This is a genomic window from Ruegeria sp. A4, from assembly GCF_056543025.1.
Genome location: NZ_JBQGAW010000006.1, coordinates 133,339 through 150,540, shown reverse-complemented (window position 1 = coordinate 150,540; position 17,202 = coordinate 133,339). Strand labels below are relative to the sequence as shown.

Below are 17,202 nucleotides of genomic sequence, written 5' to 3'. Positions count from 1 at the left end.
GTCTACGCTCGGGGTGAACCGCCAAGACAGGAGAACGGATTGGCCATCGGTGCCCTGACCCCACCGCAAGACGAAATGCCCCAACGCGAGGCGTTTTTAGAGTTTCCCGACAACCGATTGTTGATTGACCTGTGCGGCGAATACGACCGCAATCTGACCGACATCGAAAGCAAGCTTTCCGTCCAGATCGTACGCCGCGGCAACCAGCTTGTCGTGATGGGCGATGAAGACGCCCAGAAGCAGGCTATTGAGGTGCTTCAATCGCTTTACACGCGATTGGAAGGCGGGCGCGAGGTCGAGTCTGCGGACGTGGACCGAGAGCTGCGGATGGGTGGTTCGGAACAGGGGACCGGCAGCCGCGATGGCGACCAGCTGGAAATGTTCAAGGGCGGTTCAGTCGAGATCAAAACCCGCAAGAAACTGGTGGAACCGCGCACGGACGCCCAGAAGGCTTATGTGCAGTCACTGTTTCAAAATGAGCTTGCATTTGGCATCGGGCCTGCTGGCACGGGGAAAACCTATCTGGCTGTCGCCGTGGGCGTGTCGATGTTCATTGGCGGGCATGTGGATCGAATCATCCTCAGCCGCCCGGCGGTCGAGGCGGGTGAAAAACTGGGCTATCTGCCCGGTGACATGAAGGACAAGGTCGATCCCTACATGCAGCCGCTGTACGACGCGCTGAATGATTTTCTGCCCGGCAAGCAGCTGGCCAAGCTGATTGAGGAAAAGCGAATCGAAATAGCGCCGCTGGCGTTCATGCGTGGACGCACGTTGGCCAATGCTTTTGTGGTGCTGGACGAGGCACAGAACGCCACGACCATGCAGATGAAGATGTTCCTGACTCGTCTGGGCGAAGGCAGCCGCATGGTAATCACCGGCGACAGGTCTCAGGTGGATTTGCCACGCGGCGTTCAGTCGGGTTTGCAGGATGCCGAAAGACTGTTGAAAACGATCCCCAACATCAGTTTCAACTATTTCACGTCCAAGGACGTGGTTCGCCACCCGCTTGTGGCCGCGATCATCGAAGCGTATGAGGCGGATGCGGGCCGCGAAACCAGTTGATTGCACGGCTCATTCACAAGGCTGTTGTGCGATAAGATGAATCTGGAACTCACTGTCGAAGACGACCGGTGGCAAGGGCTTGAAGCTTTGTCGCGGCAAGCGATATCCGCCGTCCTGTCCCATGCGGAACTGGACCCTGAGCTTTGCGAGATCAGCGTTCTGGGATGCGATGATGCGCGCATTTCGGAGCTGAACGCCGAGTTTCGCGGCAAACCAGCCGCCACCAATGTTCTGAGCTGGCCGGTAGAAGATTTGGCCCCGGACGAAGCCGGGCAAGCGCCCCATCCGCCAAAGCCGGATTTCACCGGTGAAATTCCTTTGGGCGATATTGCGATTTCCTTCGACACCTGCGCGCGTGAGGCGGATGAGGCGGGCAAGGACATTGATGATCACGTCATCCATTTGCTTGTTCACGGAACGTTGCATTTGCTGGGATATGATCACATTCGTGACCCCGATGCCGCTTTGATGGAAGGGATTGAGGTCGAGATACTTGGCAAATTGGGTATCGATGACCCATATAAGGTATAAGGTGGGTCATGTGACCCGATCAGTTGGAACAAGGTAATGGGCGAAACAGACGGCAGTTCTAGGGCGGCGCAAAGCGCGCAACCTCAGGACAGCGGCAATGATACAGAAGAGAAAAGCGGGTTTATTTCCCGCATTTTCGACGCGTTTTCGGGTCATGAGACTCAGCAAAACCCGGGGATGAATGGGCAGAGCGCAGCGGCCGCTCGGCCTCACGGGATGATGAACCTGCGCAGGATGCGCGTCGAAGACGTGGCCATTCCCACGGCCGAGATCATCGCGGTTCCTTCCACCATCACCAAGGATGAACTGGCCGACGTGTTCCGGGACAGTGGGTTGTCCAGAATCCCGGTCTATGAAGGAACGCTGGATACGCCGTTGGGCTTTGTTCACCTCAAGGATTTCGCACTGACCCATGGTTTCAACGGCGGCGCGGACAAGTTTGACCTGAAATCCATGTTGCGCACGCTTTTGTTCGTACCGCCTTCAATGCCGATCGGTGTCCTGCTGACCAAGATGCAGACCGAACGTCGCCATATGGCGTTGGTGATTGATGAATATGGCGGCGTCGACGGGCTGCTGACGATCGAAGACTTGATCGAGCAGGTCGTGGGTGAGATCGCGGACGAACACGATGCAGACGAAGATCAGCTTTGGGTGCAGGAAAAGCCGGGCTGTTACGTTGTGCAGGCACGTGTGCCGCTTGAGGACTTCGAAGCCGAGATCGGCAGATCCCTGACCAGCCACGAGGATGTGGATGAAGAAGACATCGACACGCTGGGGGGGCTGGTGTTCATGCTGTCCGGGCGTGTTCCGGCACGGGGTGAGGTCGTGATCCATCCGGAAGGACCGGAATTCGAAGTGATCGAAGCCGACCCGCGACGCATCAAACGGTTGCGCGTCATGCTGCCGGACGTCGCTGCATGACGCCTGTCCGGGGCTGGCCGTTATCGTTGAGAGTGTTTGCCGCCGCCGCGCTGGGCGCCTTCGGCGCTTTTGGCCAGGCACCATATGGGTATTGGGGCGCTACGGTTGTTGCACTGGTTTTGATCGTTCCGGTGTTCCTTGGCAGTGAAACCCGTGCTCGCGCGGGGTGGATCGGCTGGTTCTTCGCCACCGGCTATTTTGCCCATGCGCTCAGCTGGATCATCGAGCCCTTCCAGGTGGATGCAGAGCGCCACGCCTGGATGGCACCGTTTGCGCTGGTGTTTATGGCCGGCGGGCTCGCCCTGTTCTGGGCGGTTGCGTTTCGACTGGCGCGGCATGTTGGCGCGACCGCCATGCAGCAAAGCGTTTTGCTGATCGCAACGCTGTCGCTGGCTGAACTGGCACGGGGATACGTACTGACCGGATTCCCCTGGGGCGGAGTGGCGCAAATCTGGGTGAATACGCCCGTGGCGCAAGTGCTGTCTCTGGTAGGGCCGTATGGCCTGAATGCGCTCACATTTGCCGTGGCGTTTCCGATAGGGGCGGCACTGGTTCAGGAAAGACGCTTGCGGGCACTGCTCCGTCCACTGGGATTTGCAGCTGCGGCGGCGGCGCTGGCAGTTGGCTATGCGTCGATGCGGCCAATAGTGCAGGAAGGTCCGCACACAGTTCGTGTTGTTCAACCCAACGCCCCGCAGCACCAAAAGTGGGACCCGGCATATATGCCCATGTTTTTTGCCCGTCAGATTGAATATTCCGCCGCTTTGCCCAGACCGGACCTGATCGTCTGGCCCGAGACCGCAGTTCCAGCCTGGCTGGGCAGCGCGCAACCGTATTTGACGGCCATTGCGGATGCCGCTCAGGGTACGCCCGTGGTTTTGGGGATCCAGCGCGGAGACGGCCCGAGGATTTTCAACTCGATGGTCTATCTGGATGAAGCCGGGCAGCAGGGCGGTCTGTATGACAAACACCATCTGGCCCCGTTTGGAGAATATGTGCCTTTTGGCGAGTTGATGGGCCGTTTTGGGATTTATGGGATGGCGGCCACAACGGGGCATGGATTCAGCGCAGGGCCGGGGCCCGAGCTCTTGGGCCTTGGCAAATTGGGAAGGGCGCTGCCTCTGATCTGTTACGAAGCCGTGTTCCCGCAGGATGTGAACGGGGCGGCGGGTCGGGCGGACTTTCTGTTGCAGATCACAAATGACGCGTGGTTCGGAATGCGTTCGGGACCGTTTCAGCATCTGGCACAGGCCCGGATGAGGGCAATTGAACAGGGTCTGCCGATGATCCGTTCGGCCAATACCGGCATATCGGCCATGATTGACCCATTGGGTCAGGTCACGGCCTCATTGGCGCTGGGCAAGGCGGGATACGTGGATGCCATCCTGCCGCAGCCACATCAGCCAACAGTTTATTCCCGCATCGGGGACAGCCCTGTTCTTGGACTGCTATTGTTTCTTGCTGCATTGGCGTGGTTCAACATCCGTCGCCTGACTAAATAATTTAAGATTGACCCCATCTTTAAGCGAGCGTATGCGTCTGTGATCTGTCACAACGGCTTCCTGGCGTGGCGGAGAAACCCCTAATGGAGCGCATTTATGTCCCGACAGAACTATACATTTACTTCGGAATCCGTTTCCGAAGGGCATCCCGACAAGGTCTGTGACCGCATCTCGGATGCTGTCCTTGATGCATTTCTCAATGAAGAACCAGAAGCCCGTGTGGCCTGCGAAACTTTCGCCACGACCAACCGGGTTGTGATCGGTGGCGAAGTAGGTCTGTCTGATCAAGACAAGCTGCACGATTACATGGGTCGCATCGAACAGATCGCCCGCGACTGTGTCAAAGACATCGGTTACGAGCAGGACAAGTTTCACCACGAAACCGTCGAAGTAACCAACCTGCTGCACGAACAATCCGCCCATATCGCTCAGGGCGTTGACGCTGCGGATGACAAGGACGAGGGTGCCGGCGACCAGGGCATCATGTTCGGTTATGCCACGACTGAAACTCCGGCGCTGATGCCCGCACCGATCCAGTATTCGCATGCTATCCTGCGGCGACTGGCGGAAGTACGCAAGAATGGTACCGAACCTGCTTTGGGCCCCGACGCAAAGTCGCAGCTGTCAGTCGTTTATCGCGACGGCAAGCCGGTCGGCGTCAGCTCGATCGTTCTGTCTACGCAGCATCTGGATGAAGCGTTGTCTTCGGATGATATCCGCGCCATCGTCGAGCCTTATATCCGCGAAACCCTGCCTGACGGCTGGCTGTCGGCCGAAACCGAATGGCACGTCAACCCGACCGGCAAATTCGTTATCGGCGGACCGGATGGTGACGCGGGCCTGACCGGGCGCAAGATCATCGTGGACACCTATGGCGGCGCGGCCCCTCATGGCGGCGGCGCGTTCTCGGGCAAAGACCCGACCAAGGTTGACCGCTCGGCAGCATACGCAGCACGCTATCTGGCCAAAAACGTCGTGGCGGCGGGCATGGCCGAACGCTGCACGATTCAGCTGAGCTATGCGATTGGCGTGTCCAAGCCGCTGTCGATCTACGCCGACACCCATGGAACCGGCCAATTGGCGGATGCGGTTATCGAAAAAGCTGTGGGTGAGGTCATGGATCTGACACCGCGCGGCATTCGCCAGCATCTGCAACTGAACAAACCGATCTATCAGCGCACAGCTGCTTACGGCCACTTTGGTCGCCAGCCGAGCGATGATGGTGGTTTCAGCTGGGAGCGCACCGATCTGGTCGATGCGTTGAAAGCCGCAGTCTGATCTGAACAACACAAAGCGCGCCTTTCAGGGCGCGCTTTTTCCTTGTGCGTACCGCGTGGCCTTGCAACGTTCTCTGGCGCGCAGTATGGCGACCGCCATGAGCACCGAGACCCCACAACGCCCGCGCAGAAACTTCTATGGCCGCTTCAAGGGCAAGACCCTGAAGCCCAGCCAAAAGACCTATCTGAACGAAGATCTGGCGGCTTTGTCGCCCGGTGCGGTGGATTGGGACACAAACCCCGAACGCAGGCCGTTGGACCTGAACGCGTTGTTCGGCGGCAAGCCGGTCTGGCTGGAAGTCGGCTTTGGCGGTGGCGAACACCTGGTTCACCAGGCGCAAAGCAACCCCGACATCGGCATCATCGGGGCCGAGCCCTATATCAACGGCGTTGCCATGCTGCTGGGTAAAATTCGGCAGGCGGGGGTTGATAACCTTGCCGTGCATCCCGGCGATGCCCGAGACCTGTTCGACGTGCTGCCAGAGGCCAGTATATCGCGCGCCTTCCTTCTGTATCCTGACCCGTGGCCCAAAACCCGGCATCATCGTCGCCGTTTCGTGACGCCGGAACATCTTGAACCCTTGGCAAAGGTCTTGAAGCCCGGGTCGATCTTCCGAGTCGCCACGGACATCCCCGACTATGTGCGGCAGACTCTCGAGGAAGTCCCCCGCGCCGGGTTCGAGTGGCTGGCCGAGCGCCCCGCAGATTGGCGCGAGCCGTGGGACGACTGGATTTCCACACGCTACGAGCAGAAAGCCTTGCGTGAAGGTCGCACGCCCCATTACCTGACCTTCCGCCGCAAAGGCTGATTGCCGCTGGACCAAACGGTGCCAATTCGCTAATCGGCTGGAGCACTGATAGCGCAAAAGGAGCCCCCATGTCCGGACACGGAACGCCCATCCCGATGACTTCGCATCCCTGCGGCCCGCTGACCGGCACGGCAGAGGTGCCGGGCGACAAGTCGATTTCGCACCGGTCACTGATCCTTGGCGCGATGGCTGTGGGCGAGACCAGGATCTCGGGATTGCTCGAAGGTGAGGACGTTCTGGATACCGCAAAGGCAATGCGGGCCTTCGGGGCAGAAGTCACAAATCACGGCGGCGGCGAATGGACCGTGCATGGCGTGGGCGTCGGCGGGTTTGCCGAACCGGATCAGGTGATTGACTGCGGCAATTCCGGCACCGGAGTCCGGCTGATCATGGGTGCCATGGCGACCTCGCCGATTACGGCAACCTTTACCGGCGATGCCAGCCTGAACAAGCGGCCCATGGCGCGGGTAACGGATCCGCTTGCGTTGTTTGGGGCGCAGGCCGTGGGCCGCTCGGGGGGGCGTTTGCCCATGACGATCGTTGGTGCGGCGGACCCGACTCCGGTCCGGTACGAAGTTCCGGTGCCCTCGGCCCAGGTGAAATCCGCCGTCCTGCTGGCGGGGCTGAATGCCCCCGGTAAAACCGTGGTTATCGAGAAAGAGGCAACCCGCGATCATTCCGAGCGGATGTTGTCCGGTTTCGGTGCCGAAATTACCGTGGAAGACACTGATGAAGGCCGGGTCATCACTTTGACGGGGCGCCCGGAATTGAAGCCGCAAGTCATCGCCGTTCCACGCGACCCGTCCAGCGCGGCCTTCCCGGTTTGCGCGGCGCTGATCACGCCCGGTTCCGACGTTCTGGTGCCGGGTATCGGCCTGAACCCCACGCGCGCGGGGCTGTTCACGACGCTGTGCGAGATGGGCGCCGACCTGACCTATGAAAACGAGCGCGAAGAGGGCGGCGAGCCGGTTGCCGATCTGCGCGCGAAATACTCGCCAGACATGAAGGGTATTGACGTACCGCCTGAACGCGCGGCCTCGATGATCGACGAATACCCCGTTTTGTCCGTGGTTGCCGCAAACGCCACGGGCACCACGATGATGGGCGGGGTGAAGGAACTCCGGGTGAAGGAAAGCGACCGCATCGACGCCATGGCGCGTGGTCTGCGCGCCAACGGCGTCACGGTCAACGAGGGTGACGACTGGTGGTCGGTCGAAGGGTTGGGTATCGGCAAGGTTCCGGGTGGCGGGACGTGCGAAAGCTTCCTGGATCACCGCATTGCCATGTCCTTCATGGTGATGGGCATGGGCGCGCAGAACCCGGTAAGCGTGGATGACGGTGGCCCGATCGCGACATCCTTCCCGATTTTTGAACCGTTGATGGCGTCGCTTGGCGCAAAGGTAGAGCGCAGGTGAGCTTCACTGTCGCCATTGACGGACCTGCGGCTGCGGGCAAGGGCACGATCTCCAAGGCCGTTGCGGCGCATTTCGGGTTCGCGCATCTGGACACCGGCTTGCTGTATCGCGCCGTTGGGCGGCGCACTCTTAAAGGGTTTGGCGCGCTTGAAGCAGCGCAGGCCCTGACCGCCGAAGAGCTTGAGCAGGGTGATCTGCGCACGGCTGAAATCGCGCAGGCCGCATCCAAAGTGGCGGTGATCCCCGAGGTTCGCGCCGCCTTGGTGGATTTTCAGCGCGCCTTTGCCCGAAGGTCGGGCGGGGCCGTCTTGGACGGGCGCGACATCGGGACGGTGATTTGTCCCAATGCCGAGGTGAAGCTGTTTGTAACGGCCAGCCCGGAGGTGCGAGCCGAACGCCGGTTTCTGGAGCTTAGTGCAAAAGGTGCTGACGTGACGCGCGAACAGGTTCTGGCAGATGTCAAAGAGCGGGATGCCCGCGACGCAGAGCGCAGCGCTGCGCCGATGAAGCCGGCTGAGGATGCAGTGCAACTGGACACAACAGACCTCAGTATCGAGGCTGCATTGGCCAAAGCGCTTGAAATCATAAGCGCAAAACTGCCCGCGACGCGCTGACGTCGCAGGCAGGTGCGGAGTTTACAGCTCGCCTACGGCGACGCTCCTGATGTTTGCCCACTGTTCGTCCGCCGTTTTTGCGGTGGCGGCAACGTCCTTCAGGAAGGCCGCGCGGGTTTCGGCGTTCAGGAACAGGTACAGTTTTCCATCTGCGACCAGGTACTGATCCGGGTCTCCGTCGAACTTCTTGCCGACCGATACGCCGAATGAACAGAACCCACCATGCTGCGGCAGGTAGGCCTCGGGGTTCGCCTCGAACGCCTCGAGGTTGGCGGCGGTGGTAAAGTAATAGGATGCGCCGTCATAGGTCGCCGAGTGGGTGGCGAAGCCTTCGACCGGGTTGCCATCATTGACCAAAGCAACCAGATCGACCCCATGTGCGGCAAGCGGGGCACCTGCGGCCGAGATGCCGTTGGACACGTTGATTTCGTCCGCGGCAAAAGCCGGAGTGGACAGGGCGATGGCGGCCGCCAGGGCGGTGAAGACGATAGTTTTCATTACACGTTTCCTCTTGGTTCTGGGTTCGGGTCGATCGGATCGTCGACCGGTGAAACATAGTTAGGGGATGAAAGTTGGACGTGTAATCGCAGATAGGCCATCAGATATTGCAGATCGTACAAGTATCTGAATGACCAGAAGGCGCGTTCACCAAGCTTTGTTTGGTCAGTGTGGGTTTGCGTACCTATGCTGAAAGAATGCCCGCAGGAGTGCCATCATGATCCGATTAGCCCTCATTCTTGTTTTCATTGCCCGAAGCCTTGCCGCGCAAGAGCCCGTGCAAAGCGCACCCGAAGCCGAGCCGCCCATGACGTATGAACGGCTGGGCAACATTCTTTTTGCGCTTAATCCCGAAGCAGAGCCGAGCGGCCCCGGGTTTCAATTGACGATTGCAGGGGTGCAGGTCTTGGTCATCACCGACACCAATGCGGATCGGATGCGGGCCATGGTCCCGATCCGCAGCGCCGCGGCGCTGTCGGAGGAAGACTTGATCCGAATGATGCAGGCCAATTTCGACAGCACGCTGGATGCCCGCTATGCGATTGCCAATGGCACCTTGTGGGCTGCGTTTATCCACCCGTTGTCCGTGTTGGAAAAAGACCAGTTGATCTCGGGGCTGGCCCAGACTGTGAACATCGCCAGGACATATGGCACCCTGTATTCCGGTGGTGCGGCAGAGTTCGGAGGCGGCGACAGCACCGATCTGCAACGCAGGCTGATTGAGGAACTGCTGAAGAAAGGCGAAGAGATCTGACCTTCACCGTGAATATGGGACTGGCGTGACGCCTGCTGGTTGCCCGACGTTGCGCGGCCGGGCCTTCAGGCCGGTGCGTCATAGACCCTAGATGGATTCAGGAAAGCTGTTATAATTTCTTCCCAGCGAAAAGGGAAAGCTGCGACACAACCCGCAAAAAAAACAGGGGCGCAGCAAAAAATTCCCAAGCCAACAGGGACAAAACTACATGAACAATCGTTTGAACAAAATCACCATCGTGGGTGGCGGTACGGCTGGATGGATGACCGCGCTGATCCTGGACATGGTGTTTTCCCGCACGTCAGCGCCCAAGGATCGACCGCAAATCTGCCTGATCGAAAGCCCGAACATCTCGACCGTCGGGGTGGGTGAGGCCACGGTTCCGCGGATGCCTGTCACGCTGCGTCAGGCGGGCATTTCAGAGCGGAGTTTCTTTCGCGAGACCAACGCGTCCTTCAAGCTGGGTGTGAAGTTCTGCAACTGGAACAATGACGCCAAGGGCAATCGCATCGATTACATGAACCCCTTTGCGCACGGCCAGATGCTTGAGGGGCTGGAGGCCGCCGAGTATTTCCTGCGCTTCGGCAATGGCGACAGGGATTTCACGCAGTCCATATCGCCCCATGATGATCTGGCCCGTTTGTGCAAGGGCGCGCGTCAGTTGGGGCAGCCTGAATTCGAACAACGGTTTGGTTATGCCTATCATCTGGATGCCGTAAAGTTTGCAGGCATGCTGACCAGGGTCTGCACGAAGCGCGGAGTGGAGCATATCCGGGATGAGGTGCAAACGGTCGAGCTGGATGAACAGGGCAATGTCAGTCATCTCATGCTCGAAGCAAAAGGCCGCCATGACATTGAGATGGTCGTGGATTGCACCGGGTTTCGTGGGCTGATCATCAACAAGGCACTTGGTGAGCCATTTTTGGATTACTCTGACTACCTGCCCAATGATCGGGCCATGGCGTTGCAGATCGAGCATCCGGATCCTGACAAGATCGAAAGCGCCACCAGATCCACTGCCTTGGGCGCGGGTTGGACGTGGCGCGTGCCGCTTTTTAACCGTGTGGGCACAGGATATGTCTATTCGTCGGCACACCGCACGGATGACCAGGCGGCGGACGAATACCTTGAGTGGCTGGGTGACAGCGGCAAAGGTTTGACACCGCGCGTGATCCCGATGCGCGTCGGTCGCGTGCGCAATGCCTGGGTCAAGAATTGCGTGGCCATAGGCCTGTCCGGCGGGTTCATTGAACCGCTGGAAAGCACGGCGATCCACATGATTGACCATGCGATACGCTGGTTCGCCGAGCATTTGCCCACGCGAGACATCGAGCCTTCGCTGAGGGACAGATACAATCGACAGATGGACAAGCTCTATAATGAGGTTCTGGAATTCATCTGTTTGCACTATCGGTTGGGCAACCGTACCGATGACCAATACTGGATCGATGCGCGCACCGAGATGAAGATACCGGATCGGTTGGCCGAAAATCTTGACTTGTGGCAGTATCGCCTGCCGATGGATCACGATATCGAGTTTGCCACTTTGTTTGACAGCCGCGTTTATCAGACCGTTCTTTTGGGCAAACAGGTTTATGATACGGGCTATGGTTCAGGCATCCGTGATCGTCTTCGACCGTTGAAGAAACCGATTTGGTTCCAGGGTATGAAGAACGCGAAAATGGATCTGGCGAAGATCGTTAAATCCATGCCGGATCACAAAACACTGTTGCGCGATATCCGGGGGGAACTTGATCAACCTGCCTTTGGAATGGCGGCGGCAATGAAGCCGACAGTGGCGATGCCCGGTACGGCGCCAGCCCCTGTTGTCATCGAAAACATGCCGAACTTTGCTGAAATCCAAAGCGGCAAAAAGGATCTGCAACTGTTCTGACTGCTTCCTGCCCGTCGCGCGGGGAATGGTTGCAGGAAAGGCGGGGCGCAAATTCCCCGTCTTTTTTGCTTCCGTCTGCCTTGTTGTTATGTAATGTAATTACATACATATTGCGAAGGGCGACCGTATTGCAACAACACAAGAAACAAGGGCAAACAAGGGGCCGGAATTTGCGGAGCACCCTCAAACGTCGGAGACGACAGGCGGCGCCTATGCAGGTCTACGACTCTCTGCCGTCAGGGCTGCGCCAGTGGTTGGCCTCGGCAAGCTTGCCGTGGAGCCCCGTTTCTGCGCAAAAAATCTGGAACCGGGCCGGAGGCGCGCGCAACCCTTCCGCAGCGTTGATGCGACTGGACGCAATTGAACAGGCCATGCTGCGGCGCGATGCCGGGGTTTGGACCTTCAAAACCGGCAACGCGCCTGGGCGCAGAGCCGCCAAACCTTGAAAATATGGGCTTTGCCCTTGCGCACACCGGGGAATCCGCCTATACGCGCGCTGTCGATACAAGGGCGGTCAACGTCCGGATGACGTTTCTGAGCAGGGCCGGGTTACCTCGGCCCTTTGTGTTTGTTTGCTCAGGGGCGCACCGGATCACGCCTGAAGACATCATGAAACAAGACCGGCGGAGACAACCGCTCGGCCAGCAAAAACGTATTGTAAAGGAAAACAACGCCACATGGCTAACGCATCCATGGAGGAATTCGAAGCCCTCCTGAATGAAAGCTTCGAAATGGACACGCCCGAAGAGGGGTCTGTTGTCAAAGGCAAGGTTCTGGCGATCGAAGCCGGCCAAGCCATCATCGACGTAGGCTACAAAATGGAAGGCCGCGTTGATCTGAAAGAATTCGCAAATCCCGGCGAAGCCCCTGAAATCGCTGTTGGTGACGAGGTCGAAGTTTACCTGCGTGCCGCAGAAAACGCCCGCGGCGAAGCCGTCATCTCGCGCGAGATGGCCCGCCGTGAAGAGGCATGGGACCGTCTGGAAAAAGCATATGCCGACGACCAGCGTGTCGAAGGTGCAATCTTTGGTCGCGTCAAAGGTGGTTTCACCGTCGATCTGGGTGGCGCAGTTGCGTTCCTGCCCGGCTCGCAGGTTGACGTTCGCCCCGTGCGCGACGCCGGCCCGCTGATGGGTCTGAAGCAGCCGTTCCAGATTCTGAAAATGGACCGCCGCCGTGGCAACATCGTTGTTTCGCGCCGCGCCATCCTGGAAGAATCGCGTGCCGAACAGCGTGCCGAAGTCATCGGCAACCTGTCCGAAGGTCAGACCGTCGAGGGTGTTGTCAAGAACATCACCGAATACGGTGCATTCGTTGACCTGGGCGGCGTTGACGGCCTGCTGCACGTCACCGACATGGCATGGCGCCGTGTGAACCACCCGTCCGAGATCCTGACGATCGGCGAAACCATCAAGGTTCAGGTCATCAAGATCAATAAAGAGACCCACCGCATCAGCCTGGGCATGAAGCAGTTGCAGGAAGATCCGTGGGATCTGGTTGCTGCCAAGTACCCGCTGGGCTCGGTCCATCAGGGTCGCGTTACCAACATCACCGACTACGGCGCGTTCGTCGAGCTGGAAGCCGGTGTCGAAGGTCTGGTACACGTCTCCGAGATGTCCTGGACCAAGAAAAACGTCCACCCCGGCAAGATCGTTTCGACCAGCCAGGAAGTCGACGTCATGGTTCTGGAAATCGACGGCGCCAAGCGTCGCGTGTCTCTGGGCCTGAAGCAGACTCAGCGCAACCCGTGGGAAGTGTTTGCAGAAACCCACCCCGAGGGCACCGAGGTCGAAGGCGAAGTCAAGAACATCACCGAATTCGGTCTGTTCATCGGCCTCGAAGGCGACATCGACGGCATGGTTCACCTGTCCGACCTGTCCTGGGACGAGCGTGGCGAGGATGCGATCCAGAACTACCGCAAGGGCGATGTCGTTCAGGCGGTTGTCTCGGAAGTTGACGTCGAAAAAGAGCGTATCTCGCTGTCGATCAAAGCCCTGGGCGGTGACAAGTTCGCCGAAGCCGTGGGCGGCGTGAAGCGTGGCTCGGTCATCACTGTCGAAGTCACCGCGATCGAAGATGGCGGCATCGAGGTCGAATACGAAGGCATGAAGTCGTTCATCCGTCGTTCGGATCTGTCGCGTGATCGTGCCGAACAGCGCCCCGAGCGTTTCTCGGTCGGTGACAAGGTCGACGTCCGCGTCACCAACGTCGACAGCAAGACCCGTCGTCTGGGCCTGTCGATCAAGGCGCGCGAGATCGCCGAAGAGAAAGAGGCCGTGGAACAGTACGGTTCTTCCGATTCGGGCGCATCGCTGGGCGATATCCTGGGTGCAGCGTTGAAATCCGGCGACTGAGCCAAGGTAGTATCCCAAGCATGAATTTCGGCCCCGCACGACAGTGTGGGGCCGTTTTTGTTGCGAATCAATATGTTCCGAACCGCAGGGTTAATAAGGGGATTGATCGCGCATTAAGTGTGGAAATTGGCCTGACAGATAAAATTTCGCGCGAGAATGTGGCAAAATAAAGCCTCAAAACTCAGAGTATCCGTTCCCCCCTTCCGGGTTTTTTCCTATACTGTCAAAACAGTAGACCTGTCACACCGGCTGCCTGGGAGGGTATCACGCATGATCCGTTCAGAATTGATTCAGAAAATCGCTGACGAAAACCCGCATCTCTATCAGCGTGATGTCGAGCGGATCGTGAACACCGTATTCGAAGAAGTCACAGACGCCATGGCGCGCGGTGACCGTGTCGAACTACGGGGCTTTGGTGCCTTTTCCGTGAAAAAACGCGATGCACGTGTTGGGCGCAACCCGCGCACGGGCGAGACAGTGCAGGTCGAAGAAAAATGTGTACCGTTTTTCAAAACTGGCAAGTTGCTCAGGGATCGATTGAACGGTAAAGCCTGACACCATGATGCGTTACCTTCGATATGCTTTTCTGGCGGCTCTCGGGATCATCCTGATTTCCGTGTCTCTTGCCAATGTTCAGTCCGTTGAACTGAAACTGATGCCGGATGCTCTGGCCGAGCTTCTGGGTTTTAACCTCAGCGCGTCACTGCCGCTGTTTCTGGTGGTTTTAGGGGGTGTTGCAGCAGGATTGGTTATTGGTTTCCTGTGGGAATGGCTGCGGGAACACAAGCACCGCCGCGACGCGACAGTGAAGAAAACCGAAGTGCGCAAGCTTGAGCGCGAAGTCAAGAAACTCAAGAAAAAGCAAAACGAAGGCAAGGACGACGTGCTTGCCATTCTGGATGAGGCGAGCTGAGCCTGACCGATATGCCTGATGTTCGGTTCAAAATCTGCGGTCTGACCGCACCGGATCACGTGCGCGCTGCGGCAGACGCCGGGGCAGGCTATGTTGGGTTCGTTTTCTTTCCGAAATCGCCACGCAATCTGGATGTTTCGCAGGCCGCAGAACTGGCGCATCTGGTCCCAGTTGGCGTTGCCAAGGTGGCTTTGGTGGTGAATGCCACTGACGAAGAATTGGACGGCATCGTTTCGACTGTACCGCTTGATATGCTTCAACTGCATGGCAAGGAATTGCCCGAACGGGTTTCCGAAATTCGCGAGCGATTTGGTTTGCCGGTGATGAAAGCCATAGGAGTGGCCGAGGCCGAGGATCTGGCGGCCATCGATCTTTACTCGGAGGTGGCCGATCAACTGCTGATCGATGCGAAACCGCCCAGAGAGGCTGAATTGCCGGGCGGCAACGGGTTGGCTTTTGACTGGCGGCTGTTGGCCGGACGGAAATACTGGCGGCGACCCTGGATGCTGGCCGGTGGCCTGACACCCCTGAACGTTGCCGAAGCTGTCCGGATGACAGGTGCCCGGCAGGTGGATGTGTCATCCGGTGTCGAAAGCGCGCCGGGCGTGAAAGATGCGGCCCTGATCCGCGACTTTGCATCGGCTCTCAGGTGATCTGAAAAAGATCTTGTTGCGTATCCCTCGAAACGGAGGGATGGAGCATGCTCGCAGCAATCGGGGGCGTTTCCTTGAAACACTGGTACCATGCGCCGGAGTTTTTCTGGCGCGCGGGACAGGCCTGTCGGCAGGCGCAAGGGGACCCATTGTGCCTGCACGCTGACTTGTTCAGGCAGGATGGCATCTATTTTTCATTCAGTGTCTGGCAAGACATTGAAGCAATGCTGACATTTTCCCAATCCGGCCCCCACAGGCGTGCCGTGTTGGCGGCCGATCGTTTGGCGGATGTGAACAGGTTTCATCATTTTCCGTGCATTGGTGTGCCCTCGCCGGAACAGGCGATTCAGGTCTGGCGTCAAAACACGCAGGTTGTGGAATGATGCGTTTTGCCCATGGCAAATCCCGCTGCCACCACCTATGAACAACAGATACGACGAGGGAGACACCCATGGCCAACGATCTTTTCAATTCCTTCATGTCCGGCCCTGACGAACAGGGACGTTTCGGCATCTTCGGCGGGCGTTTTGTCAGTGAAACTCTGATGCCGCTGATCCTGTCGCTGGAAGAGGAATACAACAAGGCCAAAGATGATCCGACGTTCTGGGCCGAAATGGATGACCTGTGGGCAAACTATGTGGGTCGTCCTTCGCCGCTGTACTTTGCGGAACGCCTGACCGAGCATCTGGGGGGTGCCAAGATCTATCTGAAGCGTGACGAGCTGAACCACACCGGCGCGCACAAGATCAACAACGTGCTGGGTCAGATCATTCTGGCGCGGCGTATGGGCAAGACCCGGATCATTGCTGAAACCGGGGCAGGGCAGCACGGCGTAGCCACCGCCACCGTATGTGCCAAGTTTGGCTTGAAATGCATTGTCTATATGGGGGCGCACGACGTACAGCGGCAAGCTCCGAACGTATTCCGCATGCGTCTTCTGGGGGCCGAGGTGATCCCTGTGACCTCGGGTCGTGGGACGCTCAAGGATGCGATGAATGACGCGCTGCGCGACTGGGTGACTAATGTGCGCGACACGTTCTATTGCATCGGCACCGTGGCTGGACCGCACCCCTATCCGGCAATGGTCCGCGATTTCCAGTCGATCATCGGCAAGGAAGCGAAAGAGCAGATGATGAAGGCTGAAGGCCGTTTGCCGGATACGATCATCGCGGCAATCGGCGGCGGTTCGAATGCGATGGGTCTGTTCTATCCCTTCCTCGACGACAAGGACGTCAACATCATAGGCGTCGAGGCGGGCGGAAAAGGTGTGAACGAGAAAATGGAGCATTGCGCTTCGCTGACCGGCGGACGGCCGGGCGTGCTGCACGGCAACCGGACTTATCTGTTGCAGGATGACGATGGCCAGATTCTTGAAGGCTATTCGATCTCGGCCGGGCTGGACTATCCTGGCATCGGGCCCGAGCACTCCTGGCTGCACGAAATTGGACGCGCGAATTACGTCTCGATCACCGACAAAGAAGCGCTCGAGGCGTTCCAGCTGTGCTGCGCAACCGAGGGGATCATCCCGGCGCTGGAACCAAGCCACGCTTTGGCCCATGTGATGAAGATCGCACCGGAATTGCCCAAGGATCACCTGATCTGCATGAACATGTGCGGCCGCGGAGACAAGGACGTTCAGACCGTGGCCAAATATCTGAACTTCGATATGTCAGACACCGAAGGCCGTACGGCGGACTGAGTGTGAACCGGGGCGGCATGTCCCGGTTGCTCTGTCTTGGGGTCGATGGCTCAAGCAGACCTGAAAGCAATACTTCCAAGGCAGGACAGGCGGGATAGTCCTACATGTGACATGTCCGCCGAAATCAGGTTGCCCTGCAAAAAGGGCCGCCGCCAATGCGCATGTAAGGACAACACAAAAGCCCGAGGAATCGCCGGCTGCTGTGAAACCTGGATCATTGTGCCTGCATTTGTTTCCCGACAACTGCCAGTTGCGACCTCTGCCCGAGATTGTTGCGAATATCCCGTCAAAGCCGCGGAACTG

Annotated in this window: 18 protein-coding genes and 1 riboswitch; of the genes, 17 read left to right on the top strand and 1 reads right to left on the bottom strand. The window is 58.5% G+C overall.

Annotated elements, in window-relative coordinates:
• Positions 1–39: 39 nt before the first annotated feature.
• From ACR0E2_RS16155 to cmk, 8 genes are all read left to right on the top strand, one after another.
• Positions 40–1,062, top strand: coding sequence for a PhoH family protein (locus ACR0E2_RS16155; RefSeq protein ID WP_480447106.1), 1,023 nt, complete (start codon positions 40–42; stop codon positions 1,060–1,062).
• 36 nt (positions 1,063–1,098) lie between these two features.
• The gene (gene ybeY / locus ACR0E2_RS16150; RefSeq protein ID WP_171641343.1) at positions 1,099–1,593 is read left to right on the top strand and encodes an rRNA maturation RNase YbeY; all 495 of its coding nucleotides are present in this window, start codon (positions 1,099–1,101) and stop codon (positions 1,591–1,593) included.
• A 36-nt stretch (positions 1,594–1,629) separates the two neighbouring features.
• Positions 1,630–2,517, top strand: coding sequence for a hemolysin family protein (locus ACR0E2_RS16145; RefSeq protein ID WP_152457166.1), 888 nt, complete (start codon positions 1,630–1,632; stop codon positions 2,515–2,517).
• A complete protein-coding gene (gene lnt, locus ACR0E2_RS16140; protein ID WP_480447105.1) occupies positions 2,514–4,019 on the top strand; it encodes an apolipoprotein N-acyltransferase in 1,506 nt (501 codons plus the stop codon). Before ACR0E2_RS16145 ends, lnt begins: the two co-directional genes overlap by 4 nt.
• A gap of 41 nt (positions 4,020–4,060) precedes the next feature.
• A riboswitch (SAM-SAH riboswitch) is annotated at positions 4,061–4,110 on the top strand.
• A gap of 5 nt (positions 4,111–4,115) precedes the next feature.
• Positions 4,116–5,297 carry a methionine adenosyltransferase gene (gene metK, locus ACR0E2_RS16135; RefSeq protein WP_152457168.1) on the top strand — a complete coding sequence of 394 codons (1,182 nt, stop codon included), beginning with the start codon at positions 4,116–4,118 and terminating at the stop codon, positions 5,295–5,297.
• A gap of 97 nt (positions 5,298–5,394) precedes the next feature.
• A complete protein-coding gene (gene trmB / locus ACR0E2_RS16130; protein WP_480447104.1) occupies positions 5,395–6,105 on the top strand; it encodes a tRNA (guanosine(46)-N7)-methyltransferase TrmB in 711 nt (236 codons plus the stop codon).
• 68 nt (positions 6,106–6,173) lie between these two features.
• Entirely contained in the window at positions 6,174–7,520 is a 1,347-nt protein-coding gene (gene aroA / locus ACR0E2_RS16125; RefSeq protein ID WP_480447103.1) for a 3-phosphoshikimate 1-carboxyvinyltransferase, read from the top strand.
• Positions 7,517–8,134 carry a (d)CMP kinase gene (gene cmk / locus ACR0E2_RS16120; protein WP_480447102.1) on the top strand — a complete coding sequence of 206 codons (618 nt, stop codon included), beginning with the start codon at positions 7,517–7,519 and terminating at the stop codon, positions 8,132–8,134. The genes aroA and cmk overlap by 4 nt, the downstream gene beginning before the upstream one ends.
• A 21-nt stretch (positions 8,135–8,155) precedes the next feature.
• Here cmk and ACR0E2_RS16115 read toward each other — a convergent pair whose 3' ends face one another.
• Positions 8,156–8,632: a YHS domain-containing (seleno)protein gene (locus ACR0E2_RS16115; protein ID WP_480447101.1), complete on the bottom strand. Its 477-nt coding sequence runs from the start codon at positions 8,630–8,632 to the stop codon at positions 8,156–8,158.
• A gap of 217 nt (positions 8,633–8,849) precedes the next feature.
• Between ACR0E2_RS16115 and ACR0E2_RS16110 the strand changes: the two genes are divergently transcribed.
• From ACR0E2_RS16110 to trpB, 9 genes are all read left to right on the top strand, one after another.
• On the top strand, positions 8,850–9,386 hold the full coding sequence (locus tag ACR0E2_RS16110; protein WP_480447100.1) for a hypothetical protein: 537 nt from the start codon (positions 8,850–8,852) through the stop codon (positions 9,384–9,386).
• Between the two features lie 208 nt (positions 9,387–9,594).
• Positions 9,595–11,280 (top strand): tryptophan halogenase family protein, encoded by a 1,686-nt coding sequence (locus ACR0E2_RS16105; RefSeq protein WP_152457174.1) that lies wholly within the window; start codon positions 9,595–9,597, stop codon positions 11,278–11,280.
• Between the two features lie 29 nt (positions 11,281–11,309).
• Positions 11,310–11,726, top strand: a complete 417-nt coding sequence (locus ACR0E2_RS16100) for a DUF6525 family protein (protein ID WP_480447099.1) — start codon at positions 11,310–11,312, stop codon at positions 11,724–11,726.
• Positions 11,727–11,957: 231 nt separating this feature from the next.
• On the top strand, positions 11,958–13,634 hold the full coding sequence (rpsA, locus tag ACR0E2_RS16095; protein WP_068337749.1) for a 30S ribosomal protein S1: 1,677 nt from the start codon (positions 11,958–11,960) through the stop codon (positions 13,632–13,634).
• Between the two features lie 270 nt (positions 13,635–13,904).
• Positions 13,905–14,189, top strand: coding sequence for an integration host factor subunit beta (gene ihfB, locus ACR0E2_RS16090; protein WP_050603110.1), 285 nt, complete (start codon positions 13,905–13,907; stop codon positions 14,187–14,189).
• 7 nt (positions 14,190–14,196) lie between these two features.
• Entirely contained in the window at positions 14,197–14,547 is a 351-nt protein-coding gene (locus ACR0E2_RS16085) for a lipopolysaccharide assembly protein LapA domain-containing protein (protein WP_171117412.1), read from the top strand.
• 11 nt (positions 14,548–14,558) lie between these two features.
• Positions 14,559–15,200: a phosphoribosylanthranilate isomerase gene (locus ACR0E2_RS16080; RefSeq protein WP_480447098.1), complete on the top strand. Its 642-nt coding sequence runs from the start codon at positions 14,559–14,561 to the stop codon at positions 15,198–15,200.
• A gap of 224 nt (positions 15,201–15,424) precedes the next feature.
• On the top strand, positions 15,425–15,583 hold the full coding sequence (locus ACR0E2_RS16075; protein ID WP_171170914.1) for a hypothetical protein: 159 nt from the start codon (positions 15,425–15,427) through the stop codon (positions 15,581–15,583).
• Positions 15,584–15,651: 68 nt separating this feature from the next.
• Entirely contained in the window at positions 15,652–16,899 is a 1,248-nt protein-coding gene (gene trpB / locus ACR0E2_RS16070; RefSeq protein ID WP_171170912.1) for a tryptophan synthase subunit beta, read from the top strand.
• Positions 16,900–17,202 lie beyond the last annotated feature (303 nt).

Bases quoted from the DNA above. Each gene is read 5' to 3' on its own strand.
- ACR0E2_RS16105 (WP_152457174.1), top strand. From the start codon at position 9,595: ATGAACAATCGTTTGAACAAAATCACCATCGTGGGTGGCGGTACGGCT.
- aroA (WP_480447103.1), top strand. From the start codon at position 6,174: ATGTCCGGACACGGAACGCCCATCCCGATGACTTCGCATCCCTGCGGC.
- ACR0E2_RS16115 (WP_480447101.1), bottom strand. From the start codon at position 8,632: ATGAAAACTATCGTCTTCACCGCCCTGGCGGCCGCCATCGCCCTGTCC.
- ihfB (WP_050603110.1), top strand. From the start codon at position 13,905: ATGATCCGTTCAGAATTGATTCAGAAAATCGCTGACGAAAACCCGCAT.
- lnt (WP_480447105.1), top strand. From the start codon at position 2,514: ATGACGCCTGTCCGGGGCTGGCCGTTATCGTTGAGAGTGTTTGCCGCC.
- rpsA (WP_068337749.1), top strand. From the start codon at position 11,958: ATGGCTAACGCATCCATGGAGGAATTCGAAGCCCTCCTGAATGAAAGC.
- ACR0E2_RS16110 (WP_480447100.1), top strand. From the start codon at position 8,850: ATGATCCGATTAGCCCTCATTCTTGTTTTCATTGCCCGAAGCCTTGCC.
- ACR0E2_RS16145 (WP_152457166.1), top strand. From the start codon at position 1,630: ATGGGCGAAACAGACGGCAGTTCTAGGGCGGCGCAAAGCGCGCAACCT.
- ACR0E2_RS16080 (WP_480447098.1), top strand. From the start codon at position 14,559: ATGCCTGATGTTCGGTTCAAAATCTGCGGTCTGACCGCACCGGATCAC.
- metK (WP_152457168.1), top strand. From the start codon at position 4,116: ATGTCCCGACAGAACTATACATTTACTTCGGAATCCGTTTCCGAAGGG.
- ybeY (WP_171641343.1), top strand. From the start codon at position 1,099: ATGAATCTGGAACTCACTGTCGAAGACGACCGGTGGCAAGGGCTTGAA.
- ACR0E2_RS16085 (WP_171117412.1), top strand. From the start codon at position 14,197: ATGCGTTACCTTCGATATGCTTTTCTGGCGGCTCTCGGGATCATCCTG.
- trmB (WP_480447104.1), top strand. From the start codon at position 5,395: ATGAGCACCGAGACCCCACAACGCCCGCGCAGAAACTTCTATGGCCGC.
- ACR0E2_RS16075 (WP_171170914.1), top strand. From the start codon at position 15,425: ATGCTGACATTTTCCCAATCCGGCCCCCACAGGCGTGCCGTGTTGGCG.
- trpB (WP_171170912.1), top strand. From the start codon at position 15,652: ATGGCCAACGATCTTTTCAATTCCTTCATGTCCGGCCCTGACGAACAG.